The sequence below is a fragment of the Delftia sp. PX-1 genome (assembly GCF_055797465.1).
In genome coordinates, this window is sequence record NZ_CP184763.1 from 4,069,876 (window position 1) to 4,093,961 (window position 24,086).

Here is a 24,086-nt window from a genome sequence, read left to right on the forward strand (position 1 = left end):
CCCGCAAGCAGCGCCCCTGGCATCTGCCCACCAACCGGCTTGCGGCAGCGGGCATCGGCAGCGCATTCGACATAGCCCGTGGCACTGGAACGCCCAGGTGAGGCGCTCCAGCTGCGCGGCCAGGCATTTCCGCTGCCCCAGAAACAGCTTGGCCTGCGAGGCACCCCATGGCACCTCGCAGGCCTTGCATGCCGGGCAGAGGCCGCATGCGCTGCGGCCTTTCGCCCGTCCTCCCCCACCGATTCCTGTCAGGCCTTCATAGCATCACAGCCTCAGCTTGGCACTGGCCAGCAACACACCGAAGCCCACCAACATGCCGCCAAAGGCCCGGTCTATCCAGTGCCGTACGGCCAGCAGCCGGGCACGAACCCGCTGCGCGGAAAAGCACAGCGCCACGATGCAAAACCAACCCACATGGGCCAGCGAGATGAACCCGCCGTACGCCAGTTGCGTGGCCAGCGATGTGTCCTGCCCCACGATCTGCAGGAACAGGCTCACCACAAACACCGTGGTCTTGGGATTGAGCGCATTCGTCAGAAAGCCCGTGCGCAGCGCCGCCATGTCGGACAGTACGGCAGCTGGGTGGCTGGCCATTTCTCCGTCCGGCCGGCTGCGCAGCATGGTCACGCCCAGATAGATCAGATAGGCTGCACCCAGCAGCTTGACCACATCGAACAGCCAGGTGGCCTGCTGCATCAGCAACCCCACCCCAAGCAAGGTATAGCTGACATGGACCAGCACGCCCAGACCTATGCCCAGCGCCGTGAGCATGCCCTCGCGGCGCGAGCGCAGCAGGCTGTTGCGCGTGACCATGGCGAAATCCGCCCCGGGGCTGATCACGGCCAGCAAGGTAATGGTGACTACAGCTATCCATTCGGTCATGCATTCTCCGTTCGACTCAGTGCAACGCGGGATAGTATTGGCCTTCCATGAAAATACATAACGATGTTTTCTGACACAGTTAGTGAACTCAATTCACAGACTCCCAGCAAGCGGCTGCCGTCGTTGCAGGCCCTGCGCTGCTTCGAAGCAGCCGCCCGACGGGAGAACTTCAGCAAGGCGGCTGAAGAGTTGCATCTGACCCACGGCGCCATCAGCCGGGCCGTGCGCCTGCTGGAAGACGATCTGGGCGTGACCCTGTTTGACCGCCGCAGCCGCCGCGTCTTCCTGACCGACGCTGGGCGCCATCTCGCACAGGCCGTGCATGAAGGCCTGGAGCGCATGCGCCAGGCGACGCAGGAGTTGCGCGCACGCGCGCGGCATGCGCGCCGCTGGGTGCTGTCCTGCGAACCCACCTTGCTGATGCGCTGGCTGATTCCACGCTGGCCACAGTTCCAGCAAATGCATCCCGAGCTGCAACTGCACCTGGTGGCCGGCGGCGGCCCGTTCTCGTTTGCGGACGGGATCGACCTGGCCATACGGCGCGACGATTTCGCCCTGCCCGCAGGCTGCCATGCCGAAACGCTGTTCGCAGAGCGCATAGGCCCGGTCTGCCGGCCAGATCGCCTGGCGCAATGGTGCGACCGCCCCGCGCAAGAGCACACGCCCAGGCTGCGCGCCGATGCGCCCTTGCTGCAAAGCCGCACGCGCCCTGGCGCCTGGGCCACCTGGGCCGAGTGCAGCGGCCAGCCCCAGCCCTCGGGACCGCAGCTGCAGTTCGAACATTTCTATTTCACGCTCCAGGCTGCCGTGGCCGGAATGGGCGTGGCCATAGGCCCCTGGCAACTGGTGCGCGACGACATTGCCAGCGGCGTGCTGGCGGCGCCCATGGGCTTTGTGGAGGATGGATCGCGCTATTGCCTGCTGTCCCCTGCCCCGCCTGCACCGAATGGCGTGCACGCGCAGTTACTGCAGTGGCTGCGCTCCCAGGCCTGAGCCGGCCTGCGAACCGTACTACCCCCCAAAGCACAAAGGCAGCCGAAGCTGCCTTTGTGTCCTTGCCCGTTCCGAAGGCCGGGCGTTGCGCTTACTTGCGCTGCGGCGGCAGGTCCGTGCAGGAGCCGTGCGCCACCTCGGCCGCCATGCCCAGGCTCTCGCCCAGCGTGGGGTGAGGATGGATGGTCTTGCCGATGTCCACGGCGTCGGCACCCATTTCAATGGCCAGCGCGATCTCGCCGATCATGTCGCCCGCATGCGTGCCGACGATGCCACCGCCCAGGATGCGGCCATGGCCATGCGCCTCGGGGCTGTCGTCGAACAGCAGCTTGGTGACGCCTTCGTCGCGGCCATTGGCAATGGCGCGGCCCGATGCCGTCCAGGGGAAGACCCCCTTCTTGACCTTGATGCCCTGGGCCTTGGCCTGGTCCTCGGTCAGGCCCACCCACGCCACTTCCGGGTCGGTGTAGGCCACGCTGGGGATCACGCGGGCATTGAAGGCGCTGGCGGCCAGCTCCTTGTTGCCCTGCAGTTCACCGGCGATGACTTCGGCGGCCACATGGGCCTCGTGCACGGCCTTGTGCGCCAGCATGGGCTGGCCCACCACGTCGCCGATGGCGAAGATGTGGGGCACGTTGGTGCGCATCTGGATGTCGACTTCGATGAAACCGCGGTCCGTGACGGCCACGCCGGCCTTCTCGGCGGCGATCTTCTTGCCGTTGGGCGTGCGGCCCACGGCCTGCAGCACCAGGTCGTAGACCTGAGGCTCGGGCACGGTGATGCCGTCCTTGGCGGGCGCGAAGCTGACCTTGATGCCTTCGGGCGTGGCTTCGGCACCCACGGTCTTGGTGTTGACCATGATGTTGTCGAAGCGCGGCGCGTTCATCTTCTGCCAGACCTTGACCAGGTCGCGGTCGGCGCCCTGCATGAGGCCGTCCATCATCTCCACCACGTCCAGGCGTGCGCCCAGCGTGGAGTAGACGGTGCCCATTTCCAGGCCGATGATGCCGCCACCCAGGATCAGCATGCGTTTGGGCACGCTGGCCAGGTCCAGCGCGCCGGTGGAGTCCACCACACGCGGGTCCTTGGGCATGAAGGGCAGGTGCACGGCCTGGCTGCCGGCGGCAATGATGGCGCGCTTGAACTGCACGATCTTCTTGCTGCCGGTCTTTTCCTGGCCGTCGCCCGTGGTCTCTTCCACCTCAAGGTGATTGGCACCGACGAAGTTGCCGTAGCCGCGCACCACGGTGACCTTGCGCATCTTGGCCATCTGGCCCAGGCCGCCGGTCAGCTTGCCGATGACCTTGTCCTTGTGTCCGCGCAACTGGTCGATGTTGACCTCGGGCGCGCCGAACTTGACGCCTGCCACTTCCAGGTGCTTGACCTCGTCCACGACGGCCGCCACGTGCAGCAGCGCCTTCGAGGGAATGCAGCCCACGTTCAGGCAGACGCCGCCGAGGGTCTTGTAGCGCTCGACGATGACCACGTTCAGGCCCAGGTCGGCTGCGCGGAAGGCGGCAGAGTAGCCGCCAGGGCCACCGCCGAGCACGACCACGTCGCAGTCATAGTCGGCCGCGCCACCAGCGTAGCTTGCTGCCGCAGGAGCGGGGACCGGGGCCGCTGGAGCCGGCACGGCAGGTGCCGCGGCGCTGGCGGCTGCAGGAGCCGCAGCGGCAGCCTGGGGCGCAGTGGCCGCCTCGCCGGCAGCCTCCAGCGTCAGGACCACGGAGCCCTCGGCGACCTTGTCGCCGAGCTGCACCTTGAGTTCCTTGACCACGCCGGCATGGCTGGAAGGAATCTCCATGGAGGCCTTGTCGGACTCCACGGTGATCAGAGACTGATCCTTGGCGACGGTGTCACCGGGCTGGACCAGCAGTTCGATCACGCCCACTTCGGCGAAGTCGCCGATGTCGGGCACCTTGATGTCGATGATTGCCATGTGTCGGGCCTCCGTTTACAGCAGGATGCGGCGGTAGTCCGCCAGCACCTGACCCAGGTAGGCGTTGAAGCGCGCGGCCGAGGCACCGTCGATGACGCGGTGGTCATAGGACAGCGACAGCGGCAGCGTCAGGCGCGGCACGAACTGCTTGCCGTCCCACACGGGCTTCATCTGGCCCTTGGACAGGCCGAGGATGGCCACTTCCGGGGCGTTGATGATGGGGGTGAAGTTCGTGCCGCCGATGCCGCCCAGCGACGAGATCGAGAAGCAGCCGCCCTGCATGTCGGCAGCGCCGAGCTTGCCGTCGCGGGCCTTCTTGGCCAGCTCGCCCATTTCCTGGCTGATCTGCAGGATGCCCTTCTTGTCGGCATCGCGCAGCACGGGCACCACCAGGCCATTGGGCGTGTCTGCCGCGAAGCCGATGTGGAAGTACTGCTTGTAGACCAGGGTGTCGCCGTCCAGCGAGGCGTTGAACTCCGGGAACTTCTTGAGCGCCGCGACCACCGCCTTGATCACGAAGGCCAGCATGGTCACCTTGACGCCGCTCTTCTCGTTCTCCTTGTTGGTGGAGACGCGGAAAGCTTCCAGGTCGGTGATGTCGGCCTCGTCGTTGTTGGTGACGTGGGGGATCATGACCCAGTTGCGCGACAGGTTGGCGCCGCTGATCTTCTTGATGCGCGACAGGTCCTTGCGCTCGACCGGGCCGAACTTGGCGAAGTCCACCTTGGGCCAGGGCAGCAGGTCCAGGCCGGCGCCGCCGCCGGAGCCGCCCTTGGGAGCCGCCGCAGCCTGGGCCTTGGTCTGCACGGCACCGGCCATGACGGACTTGGTGAAAGCCTGGATGTCGTCGGCCGTGATGCGGCCCTTGTTGCCCGAGCCCTTGACCTCGTCCAGCGGCACACCCAGTTCGCGGGCGAACTTGCGCACGGAGGGCGATGCATGGGGCAGCTTGCCGGTGGGCGCCACGGTGGGGTTGTGTGCAGGTGCAGCGGCAGGAGCCGATGCTGCAGCGGCAGCCACCGGAGCTGCAGCGGCCGGGGCAGCAGTTGCCGGTGCAGGGGCTGCAGCAGCAGGTGCCGGGGCCGCAGCCTGGGCTGCAGGCGCGGCAGCGCCCTGCACGCTCATCTGGCCGACCACGTCGCCCACATTGACCGTGTCGCCGATCTTGAGCGTCAGCGCCGTGATGGTGCCCGCTGCGGGCGAGGGGATCTCCATCGAGGCCTTGTCGGATTCGACAGTGAACAGCGATTGCTCTGCCGTCACGGTGTCGCCGACCTTGACCAGCATCTCGATCACGGCCACGTCCTTGAAGTCGCCGATGTCGGGAATCTTGATATCGATCTGCGTGGCGGCGCCCGAGGCCGCAGGCGCGGCAGCGGGAGCAGCGGCCGGCGCAGGCGCAGATGCAGGCGCAGCAGATGCAGGCGCAGCCACGGGAGCCGGGGCAGCAGCTGCCGGTGCCGGTGCCGCAGCGTCTGCGGTCTCGATCACGGCAATGATGCTGCCTTGCTTGACCTTGTCGCCCAGGTTCACGCGCAGCTCCTTGAGCACGCCGGCGTGGCTGGACGGAATCTCCATCGATGCCTTGTCGGACTCGACGGTGATCAGCGATTGCTCGGCCTTGATCTGGTCGCCGGCCTTGACCAGCACTTCGATCACACCGACTTCATCGAAATCGCCGATGTCCGGAACTTGAATGTCTACCAATGCCATAGGTGTCTCCCGTTCTTACTCAGGCGTGCAGCGGGTTGATCTTGTCGGCCTTGATGCCGTACTTGGCGATCGCCTCGGCCACGGTGGTGGCGTTGATCTTGCCTTCTTCGGCCAGCGCGCGCAGTGCGGCGACCACGATGTAGTGGCGGTCCACCTCGAAGTGCTCGCGCAGCTTGCGGCGGAAGTCCGAACGGCCGAAGCCGTCGGTGCCCAGCACCTTGTAGGTGCGGCCCTTGGGCATGTAGGGGCGGATCTGCTCGGCGTAGGCCTTCATGTAGTCGGTGGATGCGATCACCGGACCATTGTGCGACTGCAGCTGCTGCGTGACGAAGGGCACCTTCTGCGTTTCCAGCGGATGCAGCAGGTTCCAGCGGTCGGCTTCCTGGCCGTCGCGGGTGAGTTCGTTGAAGCTGGGGCAGCTCCACACGTCGGCGGCAATGCCCCAGTCGGCCAGCAGCAGTTCCTGGGCGAAGAAGGATTCGCGCAGGATGGTGCCCGATCCCAGCAGCTGCACGCGCAGGCCGCTTTCCGGCACCTTCTGGCCGGGCTTGCACAGGTACATGCCCTTGATGATCTGCTGCTCGGTGCCGGGCGTGAGGCCGGGCATGGCGTAGTTCTCGTTGAGCAGCGTGATGTAGTAGAAGACGTTTTCCTGCTCCTGCACCATGCGGCGCAGGCCGTCCTGCATGATCACGGCGACTTCGTGGGCGAAGGTCGGGTCGTAGCTCACGCAGTTGGGAATGGTGTTGGCCAGGATGTGGCTGTGGCCGTCTTCGTGCTGCAGGCCTTCGCCGTTCAGCGTGGTGCGGCCCGAGGTGCCGCCCAGCAGGAAGCCGCGCGCCTGCATGTCGCCGGCCGCCCAGGCCAGGTCACCGATGCGCTGGAAGCCGAACATCGAGTAGTACACATAGAACGGGATCATGATCCGGTTGCTCGTGCTGTAGCTCGTGGCTGCCGCGATCCAGCTGCTCATGCCGCCGGCTTCGTTGATGCCTTCCTGCAGGATCTGGCCGGCCTTGTCCTCGCGGTAGTACATCACCTGGTCCTTGTCGACCGGGGTGTACTGCTGTCCAGCGGGGTTGTAGATGCCGATCTGGCGGAACAGGCCTTCCATGCCGAAGGTACGCGCCTCGTCCACCAGGATGGGCACGACACGCGGGCCGATTTCCTTGTCGCGCAGCAGCTGCGTCAGGAAACGCACATAGGCCTGCGTGGTCGAGATCTCACGGCCTTCGGGCGTGGCTTCGAGGATGGCCTTGAAGGTGTCCAGCGCAGGCGCCGTGAACTGCTCGCTGGCCTTGACGCGGCGGTGCGGCAGGTAGCCGCCCAGGGCCTTGCGGCGCTCGTGCAGGTAGCGCATTTCCGGCGTGTCGTCAGCCGGCTTGTAGAAAGGCAGGTCGGCGATCTGGCTGTCGGGAATCGGGATGTTGAAGCGGTCGCGGAAGGCCTTGATGTCCTCGTCGCCCAGCTTCTTGGTCTGGTGAACGGTGTTCTTGCCTTCACCGATCTTGCCCATGCCGAAGCCCTTGACGGTCTTGACCAGCAGCACGGTGGGCTGGCCCTTGTGCGAATTGGCCGCATGGAAGGCCGCATAGACCTTCTGCGAATCGTGGCCGCCGCGGCGCAGGTTCCAGATCTCGTCGTCGCTCATGTGCTCGACCATCTTCAGCGCGCGCGGATCGCGGCCGAAGAAGTTCTTGCGCACGTAGGCGCCGTCATTGGCCTTGAACGACTGGTAGTCGCCGTCGTTGCACTCGGCCATGATCTTCTTGAGCACGCCGTCCTTGTCCTTGGCCAGCAGCTCGTCCCAGCCCTTGCCCCACAGCAGCTTGATGACGTTCCAGCCGGAGCCGCGGAACTCGCCCTCGAGTTCCTGGATGATCTTGCCGTTGCCGCGCACCGGACCGTCCAGGCGCTGCAGGTTGCAGTTGATCACGAAGATCAGGTTGTCCAGCTTTTCGCGGGCGGCCAGGGAGATCGCACCCAGCGACTCGACCTCGTCCATTTCCCCGTCGCCGCAGAAGACCCAGACCTTGCGGTTTTCGGTGTCGGCAATGCCGCGGGCGTGCAGGTACTTGAGGAAGCGCGCCTGGTAGATGGCCATCAGCGGGCCCAGGCCCATGGACACCGTGGGGAACTGCCAGAACTCGGGCATCAGCTTGGGGTGCGGGTAGCTGGACAGGCCCTTGCCGTCCACTTCCTGGCGGAAGTTCAGCAGCTGCTCTTCGGAGATGCGGCCTTCCAGATAGGCGCGGGCATAGATGCCGGGCGAGACGTGGCCCTGGATGTACAGGCAGTCGCCACCGTGGTTTTCGTTTTCGGCGTGCCAGAAGTGGTTGAAGCCGGCCGCAAACATGTTGGCCAGCGAAGCGAAGGAGCCGATGTGGCCACCCAGGTCACCGCCTTCGGGTGGGTGCAGGCGGTTGGCCTTGACCACCATGGCCATGGCGTTCCAGCGCATGTAGGCGCGCAGGCGGCCTTCGATTTCCAGGTTGCCGGGACAGCGCGCTTCCTGCGAGGCCTCGATGGTGTTCACGTAGCCGGTGTTGGCCGAGAAGGGCATGTCCACGCTGTTCTGGCGTGCATGTTCGAGCAGGTCCTCGATCAGCTTGTGCGCATATTCGGCGCCTTCACGGTCGATGACGGCCGACAGTGCGTCCATCCATTCGCGCGATTCTTGTTGGTCCAGGCCGGCGGGAACGCCTGCATTGCCTTGCGGGTCAGTCTGAGCTGTCATGGGAATGTCTCCTTGCAGAAGGTAGCGTCTTGGGGTCGAACCAGTGAGCGGCGCAGCGCGCCATCGCAGGCGGGTAGTTCACCACGCCTTGCGCGGCACAGACCCTGTCTGGCGAACTTGAAGATACCGATTCACTGCCTCAATGCTCGGCGAGTGTCGCATACTTTTTTCGAATTTCAAATGGTGCTTTTTGATTTCATAATTTGAAATTTTGCTGCAAACGCACATACAGTGAAGACCCCAAAGAACGTCGCCGAAGCGCCTGCGTGGCGACTCCAATACTCCTTAAAAACAGTCAGACTCTCCCCTACACTGGGCGCATGCAATCCTCCCCTTCCGAGCACGGCACGCACAGCCCTGCCCCCATGGCAGGCGTGGCCGCGCCAGTGCGCTGGTGGCGCAGCTGGTGGCGCAGTCTTTCCCCCACGCGCCAGGACCGCTTTGCGGCACTCGCCCCGCTGGCCGCCGTACTGATGTTCATGGCCGCCATCGTCGCGTCGTTCTGGTATCTGCGCATGGAGGAGATCGACCGCGAGAAGGAAGCGTTGCACCGCGACGTGGAATATGCCCAGCAGCGCGTGCGCCTGCGCCTGCTGGAGCGCCAGGAGCAACTGATGCGCATGGCGCGCGACATCAGCAACCACGATCTGGCCGAGTCCGATTTCGCCAGCCGCGCCGAAGCGCTCATCAGCCAGTATCCCGAACTGCAGTCCATCACCTGGATCGACTCCCAACGCCGCATTCTGGCCAGCCAGTCCGCCCCCACCGTGAGCAGCGACCAGTTGCGCATCCCCCGCGAGGTCCTGCGCGCCGGTGACGCCCTGGAGGCCTACCAGCTCGCGCGCGAGATGCAGCAGCCCATCTATGTGCAAGGCCTGGCCCACAAGGGCGAGGCCGCGCCGCTGCTGCAGCTGCATGTGCCGCTGGCGCAGGACGGCCGCTACATCGGCGAGCTGCTGGGCGAGTATTCCGTGGACAGCCTGCTGCGCTACGGCACGCCCACCGAAATCATGGCCCGCTATGCCATGACCATGCTCGACAGCCGGGGCCAGGTTCTGGCCGGCACACCGCTGACGCCGCGCAAGCAAAATGCCACCGACCTGCTGCGCTGGCGCACGGTGGCCAATGAGGACGAGGCTCCGGTCGCCCCCGTGGGCAACAGTCTGGTGCTGCGCGCACAGGCCTACCGCACCTCGCTGGGCGTGGTGGGCAGCGGCCTGTTCTGGCTGGTGGGCACGCTCAGCGCGATGACGGCATGGCTGCTGCTGGCCACCTGGCGCCACACGCGACGCCGCCAGCGCGCGCAGGAAGCCCTGGTTGCCGAAACCAATTTCCGCCGCGCCATGGAGAACTCGGTGCTCACCGGCATGCGCGCGCTGGACCTGCAAGGCCGCATCACCTACGTGAACGCCGCCTTCTGCCAGATGACGGGATGGAGCGAATCCGAACTCGTCGGCCAGATGCCGCCCTATTCCTACTGGCCCGACAACGACTACGACAACCTGCACTCCAAGCTGCGCGAGGAGCTGTCGGGCAAGACCATCGTCGGGGGCTTTCAGGTGCGCGTGCAGCGCAAGAACGGCACGCAGTTCGACGCGCGCCTGTATGTCTCGCCGCTGATCGACGCCCACGGCCAGCACACGGGCTGGATGTCGTCCATGACCGACATCACCGAGCCCAACCGCATCCGCGAGCAGTTGTCGGCCTCCTACGAGCGCTTCACCATCGTGCTGGAGGCGCTGGACGCCTCGGTGTCCGTCGCCCCGCTTGGCAGCGCCGAGCTGCTGTTCGCCAACAAGCTGTACCGGCAATGGTTCGGCTCGCAGACCGATGGCCATCTGCAGCTCGTCGCCCAGGCCGGCGTGCTGCCCGTGCGCTCTCAGCCGCAGGGCATGGACGATGAGGATGGCCTGATGGGCCTGCCCACCGACTCGCTGACCAGCGCACGCAGCGAGAACGCCGAGATCTATCTGCCCGAACTGGGCAAGTGGCTGGAAGTGCGCTCGCGCTACCTGAGCTGGGTGGACGGACGCCTGGCGCAGATGGTGATCGCCACCGACATCACGCCGCGCCGCCTGGCCGAGGAGCAGGCCGATCGCCAGGCCGAGCACGCCCAGTCCGTCAGCCGCCTGATCACCATGGGCGAGATGGCCTCCAGCGTGGCCCACGAACTCAACCAGCCGCTGACCGCCATCAGCAACTACTGCAGCGGCATGCTCACGCGCCTCGAAAAAGGCACGCTGACCGAGGAGCAGATGAAGTTCGCGCTGGAGAAGACCGCCCACCAGGCGCAGCGCGCGGGCCAGATCATTTTGCGCATACGCTCCTTCGTCAAGCGCAGCGAACCCAACCGCACCCTGGCCCAGGTCACCGACATGGTCAGCGAGGCGGTGGAGCTGGCCGGCATCGAGCTGCGCCGCCGCAACGTACAGCTGACCTACCACGTGGCCGAGCGCATGCCGGCCATCATGGCCGACACCATCCTCATCGAGCAGGTGCTGGTCAACCTCATGAAGAACGGCGCCGAATCCATCGAGCAATCGGGCCGACCCAGCCACCAGCGCAACGTGGAACTGCGCGTGGTGCCGCGCACCATCGAGGACCAGCGCGTCATCGAATTCAACGTGCAGGACACCGGCAAGGGCTTGCCGCCCGAGGTGCTGGAGCGCCTCTTCGAGGCCTTCTTCACCACCAAGAGCGAAGGCATGGGCATGGGCCTGAATCTGTGCCGCAGCATTGTCGAGTCCCACCAGGGCCGTATGCGTGCCGAGAACCTCTACAATGGTTCCGAGGTTGTCGGCTGCCGATTTTCATTCTGGCTGCCGCTGGCCCCGCCGGGCGACGCGACAACGCCGGCAGCGACCATTGAACCCACAACAAGGACGATTGCATGAGCTTGATCCCCAAAAAAGGCACTGTGTACGTAGTTGATGACGACGAAGCGGTTCGTGATTCGCTGCAATGGTTGTTGGAGGGCAAGGACTATCGTGTGCGCTGCTTCGACTCGGCCGAGACCTTCCTCTCGCGCTACGACCCACGCGAAATCGCCTGCCTCATCGTCGACATCCGCATGGGCGGCATGACCGGCCTGGAACTGCAGGACCGACTGATCGAACGCAAGTCTCCCCTGCCCATCGTCTTCATCACCGGCCACGGCGACGTGCCCATGGCGGTGAACACCATGAAGAAGGGCGCACTGGACTTCATCCAGAAGCCGTTCAACGAGGAAGAACTACTGAACCTGGTCGAGCGCATGCTGGACCATGCCCGCGAAGCCTTTGCCGGCCACCAGCAGGCCGCCAGCCGCGACGCCCTGCTGGCCAAGCTGACCAGCCGCGAAGCCCAGGTGCTCGAGCGCATCGTCGCCGGCCGCCTGAACAAGCAGATCGCCGACGATCTGGGCATCAGCATCAAGACCGTGGAGGCGCACCGCGCCAACATCATGGAAAAGCTCAACGCCAACACCGTGGCCGACCTGCTCAAGATCGCCCTGGGCCAGGGCCAGACCGCTGCGGCGGCCAAGGCGGCCGTCGCAGGATAAGCACCGACGCCATCCCCTGCTTTTTTCAAAGGGCTGCTAGCGCTTGACCAACAAGCCCTAGCAGCATTTTTATTTTGGTATCCACTGCAATGACAGCCCAACTCATCGACGGCAACGCCCTCTCCCGCCAACTGCGTGCCGAAGTCGCACAGCGCGCCACTGCCCTGAAGGCCCGAGGGACCACGCCCGGCCTGGCCGTGGTCCTGGTCGGCGACAACCCGGCCTCCCAGGTCTATGTGCGCAACAAGGTCAAGGCCTGCGAGGACGCAGGCTTTCATTCCGTGCTGGAGAAGTACGACGCCTCGATGACAGAAGCCGAACTGCTGGCCCGCGTCGAGGCGCTGAACAACGACCCCGACATCCACGGCATCCTGGTCCAGCTGCCGCTGCCCGCCCACATCGACGACCACAAGGTCATCGAGACCATCTCGCCGCTCAAGGATGTGGATGGCTTTCACGTGGCCAGCGCCGGCGCGCTGATGGTGGGCGAAGTCGGCTTCAAGGCGTGCACGCCCTATGGCTGCATGAAGATGCTCGAATCCATCGGCATGAAGGACCTGCGCGGCAAGCACGCCGTGGTCATCGGCCGCTCCAACATCGTCGGCAAGCCCATGGCCATGATGCTGCTGGCCGCCAATGCCACCGTCACCATCTGCCACAGCGGCACGGCGGACCTGGCCGCCATGACGCGCCAGGCCGACATCGTGGTCGCCGCCGTGGGCAAGCGCAATGTGCTGACCGCAGACATGTGCAAGCCTGGCGCCGTGGTCATCGACGTGGGCATGAACCGCAACGACGAAGGCAAGCTCTGCGGCGACGTGGACTTTGACGGCGTCAAGGAAGTAGCCGGCTTCATCACCCCCGTGCCGGGCGGCGTCGGCCCCATGACGATTACCATGCTGCTGGTCAACACCATGGAGGCGGCCGAGCGCGCCGCCGGCTGACCAGGAGCTGACAAGCATCGGGCGGCTCCCCGGGGAGCCGCTTGATTTCAATGCACCCGACGGCATCTGACACGCATGAGCAATCCCCTCCTCGAATCCTCCGACCTGCCCCTGTTCGATCGCATCCGCCCCGCCGACGTCGGCCCGGCCATCGACCATCTTCTGACCGGGGCCTGCGAGGCCCTGGAGACCGTCACGGCACCTGACTTCCCCGCGCGCTGGGATTCGATCTCCGCCGTGCTCGATGTCGCCACCGAGAAGCTGGGAACCGCCTGGGGCGCCGTCAGCCACCTCAACAGCGTGGCCGACACACCCGAGCTGCGCGCTGCCTACAACGAATCCCTGCCCAAGGTCACCGAGTTCTGGACGCGCCTGGGCGCCGACGAGCGGCTGTACGCCAAGTACAAGGCCATCGACCCTGCCACGCTCAACGTGGAGCAGCGCGCCGCATGGGACCATGCCATGCGCAATTTCGTGCTGTCTGGCGCGGAGCTGCAGGGTGAAGCCAAGCTGCGCTTTGCCAAGATTCAGGAACGCTCGGCCGAACTCACGCAGAAGTTCAGCGAGAACGCGCTGGATGCCACCGATGCCTTTGCCTACTACGCCACGGCCGATGAGTTGGACGGTGTGCCCCAGGACGTGTGCCAGGCCGCCCGTGCCGCCGCCGAAGCCGAAGGCAAGCAAGGTTTCAAGCTCACGCTGAAGATGCCCTGCTACCTGCCCGTGATGCAGTTCGCCACCAGCAGCGCGCTGCGCGAGAAGCTCTACCGCGCCTATGTGACACGCGCCTCCGACCAGGCAGAGGGCGATGCCCGCCGCTTCGACAACACGGCCAACATTTCCGAAATACTTGCCCTGCGCAAGGAAGAGGCGCAGCTGCTGGGCTACCGCAACTTCGGCGAGATCTCGCTGGTTCCCAAGATGGCGCATTCTCCGCAGCAGGTGATCGACTTCCTGCGTGACCTCGCGCACCGCGCCCGCCCCTATGCCGAAAAGGATGTCGCCGACCTGCGCAGCTTTGCACGCAAGGAACTTGGCCTGGCCGATCCCCAGCCCTGGGACTGGGCCTATATCTCGGAAAAGCTCAAGGAAGCGCGCTATGCCTTCAGCGAGCAAGAGGTCAAGCAATACTTCCCCGCCCCCAAGGTGCTGGCCGGCCTGTTCAAGATCGTGGAGACGCTGTTCGACGTGGCCATCCGCCGCGACGTGGCGCCGGTGTGGCATCCCGCTGTCGAGTTCTATCGCATCGAGCGCAGCACGCCGCAAGGCCCCCAACTGGTCGGCCAGTTCTACCTGGACCAGCCCGCACGTTCGGGCAAGCGCGGCGGCGCCTGGATGGACGATGTACGCACCCGCTGGCTGCGCCCCGACAGCCACAAGCTGCAGACGCCGGTCGCGCACCTGGTCTGCAACTTTGCCACCGGCGTTGACGGCAAGCCGGCCCTGCTCACGCACGATGACGTGATCACGCTGTTCCATGAGACAGGCCATGGCCTGCACCACATGCTGACCCAGGTCAACGAGCGCGATGTCTCGGGCATCGCGGGCGTGGAATGGGACGCGGTGGAACTGCCGAGCCAGTTCATGGAAAACTTCTGCTGGGAGTGGGAAGTGCTTAAGCACATGACCGCCCACGTGGACACGGGCGAGCCACTGCCGCGCGCACTGTACGACAAGATGATCGCGGCCAAGAACTTCCAGTCGGGCATGCAGACGCTGCGCCAGATCGAGTTCTCGCTGTTCGACATGCTGCTGCACACCGGGCACGATCCGAAGGCCGACATCATGCCGCTGCTGGCCCAGGTTCGCGCCGAAGTGGCCGTGCTGCCCTCGCCCGCCTACAGCCGCTCGGCCCATACCTTCAGCCACATCTTTGCAGGCGGCTACGCAGCGGGCTACTACAGCTACAAGTGGGCCGAAGTCCTCTCGGCGGATGCCTATGCGGCCTTCGAGGAAACCATGCTGGCCGATGGAACCCCCAACCCCGAGACAGGCCGCCGCTACCGCGAGGCCATTCTTGAAGCCGGCGGATCCCGCCCGGCGATGGAGTCGTTCAAGGCCTTCCGTGGCCGCGAACCCCAGCTGGACGCGCTATTGCGCCACCAGGGCATGGCCGAGGCCTGAGCCTGGCAACCCGGTCTGCAGCGCCCCGATGGGGCGCTTTTTCCTGGCCCGGCAACTCCACCGGATGCGCGCAGCCACATCCTGCGACTCCAGAAGATGGCCCAGGATGAATGGCACGCTATGCTTGCAGGCACTCCTGTGCGGGCATCCATCCGGCGAGTGGTCGCCGCCCCGGCACGAAACCCTTCTTCCGAAACCGAGATCGTCCATGCAGTCTTCTCCCAGCCTTGGCCACGGCGCCCTGCGCCACCTGATGCCATGCCTCGCCCTCGCCTGCCTTGCCGCCGCGCTGCCAGCCGCCGCGCAGCAGGTCTACCGTATCGTCGGGCCGGACGGAAAAGTCACCTTCTCGGACCGCCCCGCCCAAAGCGCACAGCAGCAGGCAGCGCCCGCCGCCCAGGCAGTGGCGGGCGCCCCGGACAGCAACGCAGGCCTGCCCTATGCGCTGCGCCAGATTGCGAGCCGCTTTCCAGTGACGCTGTACTCCTCGTCCGATTGCACGCCCTGCGATAGCGCTCGTCAGTTGCTGCAGTCCCGGGGCATCCCCTATGCCGAGCGCCTGGTGCAGACCGAGGCGGACGCGGCAGCCCTGAACAAGCTCAGCGGGCAGACCGGACTGCCGTTTGCCACCATCGGCAAGCAGTTTCTGACCGGCTTCTCCTCCAGCGAATGGACGCAGTACCTGGATGCCGCAGGCTACCCCGCAAGCTCCCAGCTGCCTGCCCAGTACAAGCGGCCACCCGCGCAGCCCCTGACCACACCCAAGCCTGCCGCACCGACCGCATCAGCGCCCGCCGCAGCACCCACCGCCGAGGAGCAGGCAAACAGGCGCGCCCCCATACCCGCCCCCGCGCCTGGTGCACGCACCAGCGACAACCCCGCAGGCCTGAGCTTCTAGGCAGACACTGCCGCCGCCCTCAGGAGCCCGGCCGTGGATTCCATGCTGTCCGACGTGGCCTGGACCTTGGCCAGGCTGGGCATTCTTGTGGGCCTGCCTGCGCTCATCGGGTGGGTACTGGTGGCAAGGCCTTCGTGGCGAGAGCCGTTGCGGCTAACCTGCCTGGTGCTGGTGCCCTGCCTGATCACGCTGTGGTTCATGCATGACGGAGGCCTGGGCAACGGTCTCAACCGCCTGGCCTACTACATGACGACGGCTGGCTTCTTTGCCATCTACGCCGGGCTGGCGGCCGTCACCTGGCTCATTCAGCGCATCAAAAAACAGCGCACGCAAGCTTCATTGCGCGCGCTGTGTCTCGGTGGCATGGCCCTGCTCGTCTGGACCGCAGGCGCTGCGGTGTTCGAGAGCATCGGCTAGCAGCCGAGAGGCCAGGACCGGCTTCCTGCCTCAGTAGTCGAGCGTCTGCACGCCTTCAGGCGTGCCCAGCAGGCAGACCGATGCCTTCTGGTGCGCAAAAACGCCCACGGTGACCACGCCGGGCCACTGGTTGACCTCGGACTCAAAGGCCAGCGGCTCAGCAATCTTCAGGCCGCGCACATCAAGAATGTGCTGGCCGTTGTCCGTCACCAAAGGAGCGCCGTCCTTCATGCGGATCTCGGCCCGGCCACCCCTGGCCTCGAAACGCCGGGCAATCTGGGCAGCAGCCATGGGAATCACCTCCACCGGCAGCGGAAAGTCTCCCAGCACCTCGACGCGCTTGGAGGCATCGGCGATGCAGACAAAGCGCTCGGCCAGCGCCGCAACGATTTTCTCGCGCGTCAGTGCCGCGCCCCCTCCCTTGACCATGTAGCCCCGACCGTCGATCTCGTCGGCGCCATCGATGTATACCGACAGGCGGTCCACCTCGTTGGCATCCAGCACCTTGATGCCCAGCGCCTTCAGGCGCTCGGTGCTGGCCACGGAGCTGGACACGGCCCCAGGGATCTGGTCCTTGATGGTGGCCAGCGCATCGATGAACTTGTTGACCGTCGAGCCCGTGCCGACGCCGACGATTTCGCCGGGCGCTACGTAGGCCAGAGCGGCTTGCCCGACCAGGGCTTTGAGTTCATCTTGGGAAAAAGAGGCAGCAGATGTCGTCATGAGGGAAAATCCAGGTAATCCTTCGATTATCCCCATGTCTTTGATCCCCTACGCCCTGACCCGTCCCTTTCTCTTCGGCATGGACCCCGAATCCGCCCACGATCTCACGATGAACCTGATGGCAAAGGGGCAGAACACGCTCCTGCAGCAGGCCTGGGCCCAACCCATGGTGAGTGATCCCGTCGAGCTTGCCGGGCTCAGGTTCCCCAATCGCGTCGGCATGGCTGCAGGTCTGGACAAGAACGCACGCTGTATCGATGCGCTGGCCGCCATGGGCTTCGGCTTCGTCGAGGTAGGCACCGTGACTCCGCGCGCGCAGCCCGGCAACCCCAAGCCGCGCATGTTCCGCATCCCCGAACGCAATGCACTGATCAACCGACTGGGCTTCAACAACGAAGGCCTCGATGCCTTCCTGAGCAACGTCAAGCGCTCACAGGCCCGCGCCATGGGCAAGCCCATGCTGCTGGGGCTGAACATCGGCAAGAACGCCAGCACGCCCATCGAAGAAGCCACCAGCGACTACCTCAAGGCGCTCGATGGCGTCTACCCGCATGCCGACTACGTGACGGTGAACATCAGCTCGCCCAACACCAAGAATCTGCGTGCCCTGCAAAGCGACGAAGCGCTGGATGCCTTGCTGGGAGCGATTGCCGAGCGGCGCGAGCGACTGGCCACGCAGCACGGCAAGCGGGCGCCGGTGTTCGTGAAGATCGCACCCGACCTGGATGAGGAGCAGGTCGGCGTCATCGCCACCACGCTGCAGCGCCACGGCATGGACGGCGTGATTGCCACCAACACCACGATCAGCCGGGATGCCGTCAAGGGCCTGCTCCACGCCGAAGAAACGGGCGGCCTTTCCGGCGCGCCGGTGCTGGAGGCCAGCAACCAGGTCATCCGCCAACTGCGCTCTGCGCTGGGAAGCCGCTACCCCATCATCGGCGTGGGAGGCATTCTCAGCGGCGAAGATGCGGTCAGCAAGATCCGGGCGGGCGCCGATGTGGTCCAGATCTACAGCGGCCTGATCTATCGGGGCCCCTGCCTGGTACCAGAGGCCGCACGGGCCATCGCGCAACTGCGTTGACTGCCGCGTTATCCGCGTGCTGACCAAAGAAAACGCCCGGCATGCCGGGCGTTTTTTGTGCAAGAAGCCTTGCAAGGCCTTATCTCAGCCCCTGCGCTGCTGAAGGCGTGCCAGCAAAGGCATGAGTGTGGTGCCGATGCGGATCAGTTTGCGCGGCCCCATGACCAAGGCAGCGGCAGCCGCCACGCCCACGGCCACGGGGTGCAGACGCGCAAACGTTGCGACGCGCTCGATCAGCGGTGCATCCGGGCGCACGTGTGTGGCGGCACGGCTCAGCGCCCGGGCCTGGGCCACGGCCGCCGAGCGCGCCCTGAGGCGCTCGCGCTGCTGGGCAATGCGCTGCATCACCTGCTGCTGCTCCACGGTGGAAGTGGGCCACAGCGCCGCATTGGGGCCCGTGGGCCTAGGCGGCGCAACCTCGTCGCGGGATTGGGAAGCGTTGGAAGCATTGACCATGGTTACAGCCTCTTCTTCAGCGCCTGCCAGTCCTGGCTCAGCTCGTTGCGGGTGAGGATGAAAGGGCGTGCCAGGCGTCGTACGGCCGCAAGCAACTGCCACAAGGCAATTGCAAGGATAGCCAGCCAGCCGCCAAACAGCAGCCAGGCCACCATCACGCGGTGCTCGGTGTCCCAGAACTGCACCAGCACCGCCACGGACAGCATGAGCATGACCACGACGCTGAGTCCGGCCAGCGCAATCAGCAGCACGACCACGGTCTGCATGCTGCGCTTGTGCTGGACCCATTCAAGCCGAGCCAGGTCGGTACGGTCCTCGGCGGCAATGGCCAGCTCGATCACGGCAGCACGCCAGCGCGCCACCCAGGCATCCAAACCCAGAAGGGAAATCCAGTTCACAGGCATCCTTTTCTGGTCAGGCATGCCGTTGATCAGCGACGGCCCAGCATGAAGCCCAGCAAGGCGCCCACAGCCAGGGCTGCGCCAGCCACACGCCACGGCTCGTCGTGGGCATAGCGATCCGCCGCATAGGCGGCATCCTTGGCTTGGCGGGCCGCTTCCTGCGCGGCGCGCACAGCCGAGTCACGCACATTGGACATGCCGTCATCGATGCGCTGGCGCAGCATGTGGATTTCCGGCACGGCATCCAGCTCCTTGGCAGACAGCAGGCCACGCAGGTCGCTGACCAGTTTTTCAAGATCGGCTTGCGCGGTGGAGACGGTTTCAGTGATCGACTTCGTCATGATGAGCCTTTCTATTGAGGTGAAAACAAATACAGCGGGGAGCAGGCAATCATGTCGCCCGATACCTGTCACGCAACATGGGCAGGCCCTTGTTACATGCAAGCATCTTATCCAATTGTTCCCTGGCTTCCGGGAAGCGAGGGGGCCTGAGCCTTGTCAGACAAGGCCTGCCGTGGCCGTGTGTCGTGGACCGGCAGACCATCAGGCCAGCAACTTCGCCACATGTGCGCCGATGGCCAGGCAGCTGGTCAGACCCGGCGATTCGATGCCCAGCAACTGCACCACGCCCGCAACGCCATGGACCTGCGGTCCCTGGATCGTGAAGTCTGCCGCCGCCTCGCCAGGACCGCTGATCTTGGGACGGATGCCAGCGTAGCCGGGCACCAGCGCGCCATCGGCCAGGGCCGGCCAGTACCGGCGGATCTCTGCATAGAAGGCGTCGGCGCGCGCTGGATCGACCTGCAGATCGCTTGCGCTTTCCACCCACTGCACATCGGGGCCGAACTTGGCCTGTCCACCCATGTCCAGCGTGAGATGAACGCCCAGACCTGCAGCCTCGGGCACGGGATAGATGAGGCGCGAGAACGGCGCGCGCCCGGACAGTGTGAAATAGTTGCCCTTGGCATAGAAGGCGCGTGGAACCAACTGCTGCGGAAAGCCTTGCAGGCGCGCCGCCAGCAACGGGGCATTCAGGCCTGCCGCATTGACCAGGCTACGCGCCTGCAGCTGCGTGCCGTCGGCGGTGCGCAGCCACACGCCGCCAGACGTGGCGGCGGCCTCCTGCACCTCGGCATGGCAGACCACCATGCCGCCTGCGTTTTCGAGATCGCCCTGCAGAGCCAGCATCAGGCCGTGGCTGTCGATGATGCCGGTGCTGGGCGAATGCATTGCCGCCACACACTGCAGCGCAGGCTCCAAGGCCCGTGCTTCGGGGCCATCCAGCCAGCGCAGGTCATTGACGCCATTGGCCTCGGCCTTGCGCGCAATGGCCTGGAGCTGGCCGCGCTGCGCCTCATCCGTTGCCACGATGAGCTTGCCGCAGCGCTGGTGGGCAACGCCGCGTTCCTCGCAATAGGCATAGAGACGCTGGCGGCCTTCGACGCAAAACCGGGCCTTCAGCGAACCCTGGGGATAGTAGATGCCGGCATGGATGACCTCGCTGTTGCGCGAACTGGTACCCGTACCAATGGCTTCAGCTGCCTCCAGCACCATGACTTCCCTGCCCTGCAACGCCAGGGCCCTGGCCACGGCCAACCCCACGACGCCCGCCCCCACCACCACGCAATCGACCTGCTCGCTCATCCTGCCTGCCCTTTCGTCGTTCAGCCACTGATTATCAGACCGCGCCAGATACGAATACGCCGCAGATCACCGGGCTGCACTGGAATATCCAGGACCTGGAACAAATGGGAGCAACCAAAACGGAAAAGCTCTCCTGAACAAGTTTCAGGAGGGCTTGAATGGTGGGTGATACATGGATCGAACATGTGACCCCTGCCGTGTGAAGGCAGTGCTCTACCGCTGAGCTAATCACCCGTGAAGCACGGCTGCGAGGCCGTGCTTCCTTGGAAAAAATTGGTGGGTGATACATGGATCGAACATGTGACCCCTGCCGTGTGAAGGCAGTGCTCTACCGCTGAGCTAATCACCCGTGAAGCATGGCTGCGAGGCCATGCTTCCTTGGAAAAAACTGGTGGGTGATACATGGATCGAACATGTGACCCCTGCCGTGTGAAGGCAGTGCTCTACCGCTGAGCTAATCACCCATGAAGCCGGCTGTGAGGCCCGCTTCCCTGGAAAAAATGGTGGGTGATACATGGATCGAACATGTGACCCCTGCCGTGTGAAGGCAGTGCTCTACCGCTGAGCTAATCACCCATATGTCGTTACTGCGACAAGACTTAGATTATGTCATAACTTCTAGGACTGATTTTCGAAGCTGCGCCAAATTGTCTTGCCGCCGCTCGATTTATCCATCTGCACCATCACGTCCTCGTGCGCGGCCAGCTCCTGATCATTGGCGCTCACCACGCGCAGCCTGAAGCTGCGCAGATCGACCTGCGCGACCACCAGGCCGCCCTCGGACTGGGCCGGCTCCTCCACCATCAGCAGGGCCTCCTGGCCTCGCGTGAGGTTGATGTAGACATCGGCCAGCAGTTCCGCATCCAGCAAGGCGCCGTGCAGCGTGCGCCCGGAGTTGTCCACTTCCAGACGGTCGCACAGCGAGTCCAGCGAGTTGCGCTTGCCTGGGAACATTTCCTTGGCCATGACCAGGGTGTCGATGACGCCGCTCACGCACTGCCTGATCGGCGGGCGGTTGGCAAGCTCCAGCTCCTTGTTCAGGAATCCCAGATCGAAAGGCGCGTTGTGAATGATGAGTTCAGCGCCTTGCAGATACTCCCAGATCTCATCGACCTTTTGCTCGAAGCGAGGCTTGTCCTTGAGGAACTCGGTGGTGATGCCGTGCACGCGCAGCGCGTCCGGATGGCTGTCGCGCCCCGCATTGAAGTACAGATGCAGGTTGTTGCCGGTCAGCTTGCGGTTGACCATCTCCACGCACCCCAGCTCGATGAGCCGGTCGCCGTTGTCGGCGGACAGGCCCGTGGTTTCCGTGTCGAGAATGATTTGACGCGACATGTGCTGGGTCCTCAGTGGTTTTCCTTGGCGTGGTTGAGCGAGTACTTGGGAATCTCGATGGTCACGTCCTCGCGCGCCAGGATGGCCTGGCAGGACAGGCGGGACTGCGGCTGCAGGCCCCATGCGCGGTCCAGCAGGTCTTCTTCCTCTTCCTCGGCCTCGTTCAACGAGTTGTAGCCTGCCTTGACCACCACGTGGCAGGTGGTGCATGCACAGCTCATGTCGCAGGCGTGCTCGATCTTGATGTTGTTGTCCAGCAGTGCCTCGCAGATGGAGGTGCCGGCAGGCGCCTCGATTTCGGCACCCTGAGGACAGTATTCGGCGTGGGGAAGTATTTTGATAACGGGCATGGCGGATCTGCGTTCGGATCAGAAATCAGGAAAGGGATTGCACGCTCTTGCCGGCCAGGGCCTGCTGGATGCTGCGGTTCATGCGCTCGGCGGCAAAGGACTCCGTGCCCTTGGCCAGCGCCTGTGTTGCGGCCTCGATGACGGCGGCATCCTCGGAGCCCACGCTGGCGCGCAGGGCATCGACCAGAGCGTCGATGGCTGCGCGCTGGTCTGCAGCCAGCACATCGCCATCGGCCTGCAGCGCGCTCTCCGTGGCCATGAGCATGCGGTCGGCATCGACACGCGCCTCCACCAGCGCGCGCGCCTGAATGTCCTGCTGGGCCGTGGCAAAGCCGTCCTGCAGCATGCGGGCAACCTCGTCGTCCGAGAGGCCGTACGAGGGCTTGACATGGATATGCGCCTCGACGCCGCTGATCTGCTCCTTGGCACCCACCGACAGCAGGCCGTCGGCATCCACGGTGAAGGTCACGCGGATGCGCGCCGCGCCGGCTGCCATGGGCGGGATGCCGCGCAGTTCGAAACGCGCCAGGCTGCGGCAGTCCGCCACAAGATCGCGCTCACCCTGCACCACATGAATGGCCAGGGCCGTCTGCCCATCCTTGTAGGTGGTGAAGTCCTGAGCGCGGGCCGTGGGAATGGTCTCGTTGCGCGTGATGATGCGCTCCACCAGACCGCCCATGGTCTCCACACCCAGCGACAGGGGAATCACATCCAGCAGCAGCATGTCGCCGCTGGAACTGTTGCCCGCGAGTTGATTGGCCTGAATGGCAGCGCCCAACGCCACGACTTCATCGGGATTGAGGTTGACGAGAGGATCGCGGCCAAAGAACTGGGCCACTGCCTCACGCACCTGGGGCATGCGGGTGGAACCACCGACCAGGACCACGCCCTGCACCTCGTCGCGCGTCAGGCCAGCGTCCTTGAGTGCGCGGCGCACCGCCGCCAGCGAGCGAGCCGTCAGATGGGCCGTGCTCGCATCGAAGTCGCCACGCTTGACATCGAAATGCACAGTGCCGGTGGACAGCTCTGCCGTGAACGTGGCGGCCTGAGCATCCGTCAATGCCTGCTTGCAAAGGCGTGCCGCCATGCGCCAGCGGGCCTTGTCCTCGGCGGTCTGCGGAACCACGCCGGTCTGCTGAGCCACCCACTCAGCCAGTGCCGCATCGTAGTCATCGCCACCCAAGGCCGAGTCCCCCCCCGTGGAGACGACCTCGAACACACCCTGGGACAGGCGCAGGACCGAAATATCGAAAGTGCCGCCACCCAGATCGTAGACGGCGTAAACACCTTCGGAGCCGTTGTCCAGGCCATAGGCAATGGCGGCAGCCGTGGGCTCGTTGATCAGGCGCAGCAGGTTGATGCCGGCGAGCTTGGCCGCATCCTTGGTGGCCTGGCGCTGCGCGTCGTCAAAGTAGGCTGGCACGGTGATGACCGCGCCATGGATGTCGTCGTTGAAGGTGTCCTCGGCGCGAAAGCGCAGCGTGGCCAGGATCTCGGCGCTGACTTCCACGGGGGTCTTCGTGCCATCGATGGTCTCGATCCCGATCACGCCACGACCGGCTTCTTGCTCAGCAAAGCGGTAAGGCAGCTTCTCCGGCGCGTCGATGTCCGCCAGCGTGCGGCCCATGAAGCGCTTGGCCGAGGCGATGGTGTTGCCCGCATCGGTGGACAGCGCCGCCTGCGCGGCGTAGCCGATCTCGCGGCGTCCCTGGGGCAGATAGCGCACGACGGAAGGCAGCAGTACCTGGCCCTGATCATCCGGCAGGCATTCGGCCACGCCATTGCGGACTGCGGCGACCAGCGAATGGGTGGTGCCCAGGTCGATACCCACGGCAATGCGTCGCTGGTGGGGATCGGGGGACTGACCGGGTTCGGAAATCTGCAAAAGCGCCATGGAAATACTCGGGGA

Annotated in this window: 20 protein-coding genes and 4 tRNA genes; 8 read left to right on the forward strand and 16 right to left on the reverse strand. The window is 65.0% G+C overall.

Annotated elements, in window-relative coordinates:
• Positions 1-264 precede the first annotated feature (264 nt).
• Positions 265-882, reverse strand: coding sequence for a LysE family translocator (locus tag ACN20X_RS18645; RefSeq protein ID WP_016447103.1), 618 nt, complete (start codon positions 880-882; stop codon positions 265-267).
• Between the two features lie 63 nt (positions 883-945).
• On the opposite strand from ACN20X_RS18645, the gene ACN20X_RS18650 reads away from it, so the two are divergent.
• Positions 946-1,875: a LysR family transcriptional regulator gene (locus ACN20X_RS18650; protein WP_016447104.1), complete on the forward strand. Its 930-nt coding sequence runs from the start codon at positions 946-948 to the stop codon at positions 1,873-1,875.
• Positions 1,876-1,966: 91 nt separating this feature from the next.
• On the opposite strand, the gene lpdA is transcribed toward ACN20X_RS18650, so the two are convergent.
• Genes lpdA through aceE form a run of 3 tightly spaced genes read right to left on the reverse strand, consistent with a single transcriptional unit; the run spans position 1,967 to position 8,264 of the window.
• A complete protein-coding gene (gene lpdA / locus ACN20X_RS18655) occupies positions 1,967-3,814 on the reverse strand; it encodes a dihydrolipoyl dehydrogenase (protein WP_016447105.1) in 1,848 nt (615 codons plus the stop codon).
• Between the two features lie 15 nt (positions 3,815-3,829).
• Positions 3,830-5,527, reverse strand: a complete 1,698-nt coding sequence (gene aceF, locus ACN20X_RS18660; protein WP_016447106.1) for a dihydrolipoyllysine-residue acetyltransferase — start codon at positions 5,525-5,527, stop codon at positions 3,830-3,832.
• A gap of 19 nt (positions 5,528-5,546) precedes the next feature.
• The gene (aceE, locus tag ACN20X_RS18665) at positions 5,547-8,264 is read right to left on the reverse strand and encodes a pyruvate dehydrogenase (acetyl-transferring), homodimeric type (RefSeq protein WP_016447107.1); all 2,718 of its coding nucleotides are present in this window, start codon (positions 8,262-8,264) and stop codon (positions 5,547-5,549) included.
• A gap of 320 nt (positions 8,265-8,584) precedes the next feature.
• On the opposite strand from aceE, the gene ACN20X_RS18670 reads away from it, so the two are divergent.
• From ACN20X_RS18670 to ACN20X_RS18695, 6 genes are all read left to right on the forward strand, one after another.
• Positions 8,585-11,158, forward strand: a complete 2,574-nt coding sequence (locus tag ACN20X_RS18670) for a PAS domain-containing sensor histidine kinase (RefSeq protein WP_016447108.1) — start codon at positions 8,585-8,587, stop codon at positions 11,156-11,158.
• Complete coding sequence (locus ACN20X_RS18675; protein WP_012205807.1) at positions 11,155-11,805, forward strand: response regulator transcription factor; 651 nt, start codon at positions 11,155-11,157, stop codon at positions 11,803-11,805. Before ACN20X_RS18670 ends, ACN20X_RS18675 begins: the two co-directional genes overlap by 4 nt.
• Positions 11,806-11,894: 89 nt before the next feature.
• Positions 11,895-12,749, forward strand: coding sequence for a bifunctional methylenetetrahydrofolate dehydrogenase/methenyltetrahydrofolate cyclohydrolase FolD (folD, locus tag ACN20X_RS18680; RefSeq protein ID WP_016447109.1), 855 nt, complete (start codon positions 11,895-11,897; stop codon positions 12,747-12,749).
• A 75-nt stretch (positions 12,750-12,824) separates the two neighbouring features.
• Complete coding sequence (locus tag ACN20X_RS18685; protein WP_016447110.1) at positions 12,825-14,873, forward strand: M3 family metallopeptidase; 2,049 nt, start codon at positions 12,825-12,827, stop codon at positions 14,871-14,873.
• 208 nt (positions 14,874-15,081) lie between these two features.
• Entirely contained in the window at positions 15,082-15,771 is a 690-nt protein-coding gene (locus ACN20X_RS18690) for a glutaredoxin family protein (RefSeq protein WP_209801902.1), read from the forward strand.
• Positions 15,772-15,813: 42 nt separating this feature from the next.
• Positions 15,814-16,188 (forward strand): hypothetical protein, encoded by a 375-nt coding sequence (locus ACN20X_RS18695; RefSeq protein WP_223275203.1) that lies wholly within the window; start codon positions 15,814-15,816, stop codon positions 16,186-16,188.
• Between the two features lie 30 nt (positions 16,189-16,218).
• Here the strand turns inward: ACN20X_RS18695 and rpiA are convergent, their stop codons facing one another.
• Positions 16,219-16,911: a ribose-5-phosphate isomerase RpiA gene (gene rpiA / locus ACN20X_RS18700; protein WP_154834212.1), complete on the reverse strand. Its 693-nt coding sequence runs from the start codon at positions 16,909-16,911 to the stop codon at positions 16,219-16,221.
• Positions 16,912-16,945: 34 nt separating this feature from the next.
• On the opposite strand from rpiA, the gene ACN20X_RS18705 reads away from it, so the two are divergent.
• The gene (locus ACN20X_RS18705) at positions 16,946-17,992 is read left to right on the forward strand and encodes a quinone-dependent dihydroorotate dehydrogenase (protein ID WP_026062502.1); all 1,047 of its coding nucleotides are present in this window, start codon (positions 16,946-16,948) and stop codon (positions 17,990-17,992) included.
• 84 nt (positions 17,993-18,076) lie between these two features.
• On the opposite strand, the gene ACN20X_RS18710 is transcribed toward ACN20X_RS18705, so the two are convergent.
• The 11 genes from ACN20X_RS18710 to hscA form a co-directional block, all read right to left on the reverse strand.
• Positions 18,077-18,448: a hypothetical protein gene (locus ACN20X_RS18710; protein ID WP_016447115.1), complete on the reverse strand. Its 372-nt coding sequence runs from the start codon at positions 18,446-18,448 to the stop codon at positions 18,077-18,079.
• A gap of 2 nt (positions 18,449-18,450) precedes the next feature.
• Positions 18,451-18,870 carry a phage holin family protein gene (locus tag ACN20X_RS18715; RefSeq protein WP_016447116.1) on the reverse strand — a complete coding sequence of 140 codons (420 nt, stop codon included), beginning with the start codon at positions 18,868-18,870 and terminating at the stop codon, positions 18,451-18,453.
• An 8-nt stretch (positions 18,871-18,878) separates the two neighbouring features.
• Positions 18,879-19,190: a DUF883 domain-containing protein gene (locus ACN20X_RS18720; protein WP_016447117.1), complete on the reverse strand. Its 312-nt coding sequence runs from the start codon at positions 19,188-19,190 to the stop codon at positions 18,879-18,881.
• A 201-nt stretch (positions 19,191-19,391) separates the two neighbouring features.
• Entirely contained in the window at positions 19,392-20,492 is a 1,101-nt protein-coding gene (locus tag ACN20X_RS18725) for an NAD(P)/FAD-dependent oxidoreductase (protein ID WP_016451692.1), read from the reverse strand.
• 159 nt (positions 20,493-20,651) lie between these two features.
• Positions 20,652-20,726 (reverse strand) — tRNA-Val (locus ACN20X_RS18730).
• Between the two features lie 40 nt (positions 20,727-20,766).
• Positions 20,767-20,841, reverse strand: a tRNA-Val gene (locus ACN20X_RS18735).
• Positions 20,842-20,881: 40 nt separating this feature from the next.
• A tRNA-Val gene (locus tag ACN20X_RS18740) sits at positions 20,882-20,956 on the reverse strand.
• Positions 20,957-20,993: 37 nt separating this feature from the next.
• A tRNA-Val gene (locus tag ACN20X_RS18745) sits at positions 20,994-21,068 on the reverse strand.
• Positions 21,069-21,110: 42 nt separating this feature from the next.
• Complete coding sequence (gene dnaQ / locus ACN20X_RS18750) at positions 21,111-21,827, reverse strand: DNA polymerase III subunit epsilon (protein ID WP_016447119.1); 717 nt, start codon at positions 21,825-21,827, stop codon at positions 21,111-21,113.
• Between the two features lie 11 nt (positions 21,828-21,838).
• On the reverse strand, positions 21,839-22,177 hold the full coding sequence (gene fdx, locus ACN20X_RS18755; protein WP_013802212.1) for an ISC system 2Fe-2S type ferredoxin: 339 nt from the start codon (positions 22,175-22,177) through the stop codon (positions 21,839-21,841).
• Between the two features lie 25 nt (positions 22,178-22,202).
• Positions 22,203-24,071, reverse strand: a complete 1,869-nt coding sequence (hscA, locus tag ACN20X_RS18760) for a Fe-S protein assembly chaperone HscA (protein WP_016451691.1) — start codon at positions 24,069-24,071, stop codon at positions 22,203-22,205.
• Between the last annotated feature and the right edge of the window lie 15 nt (positions 24,072-24,086).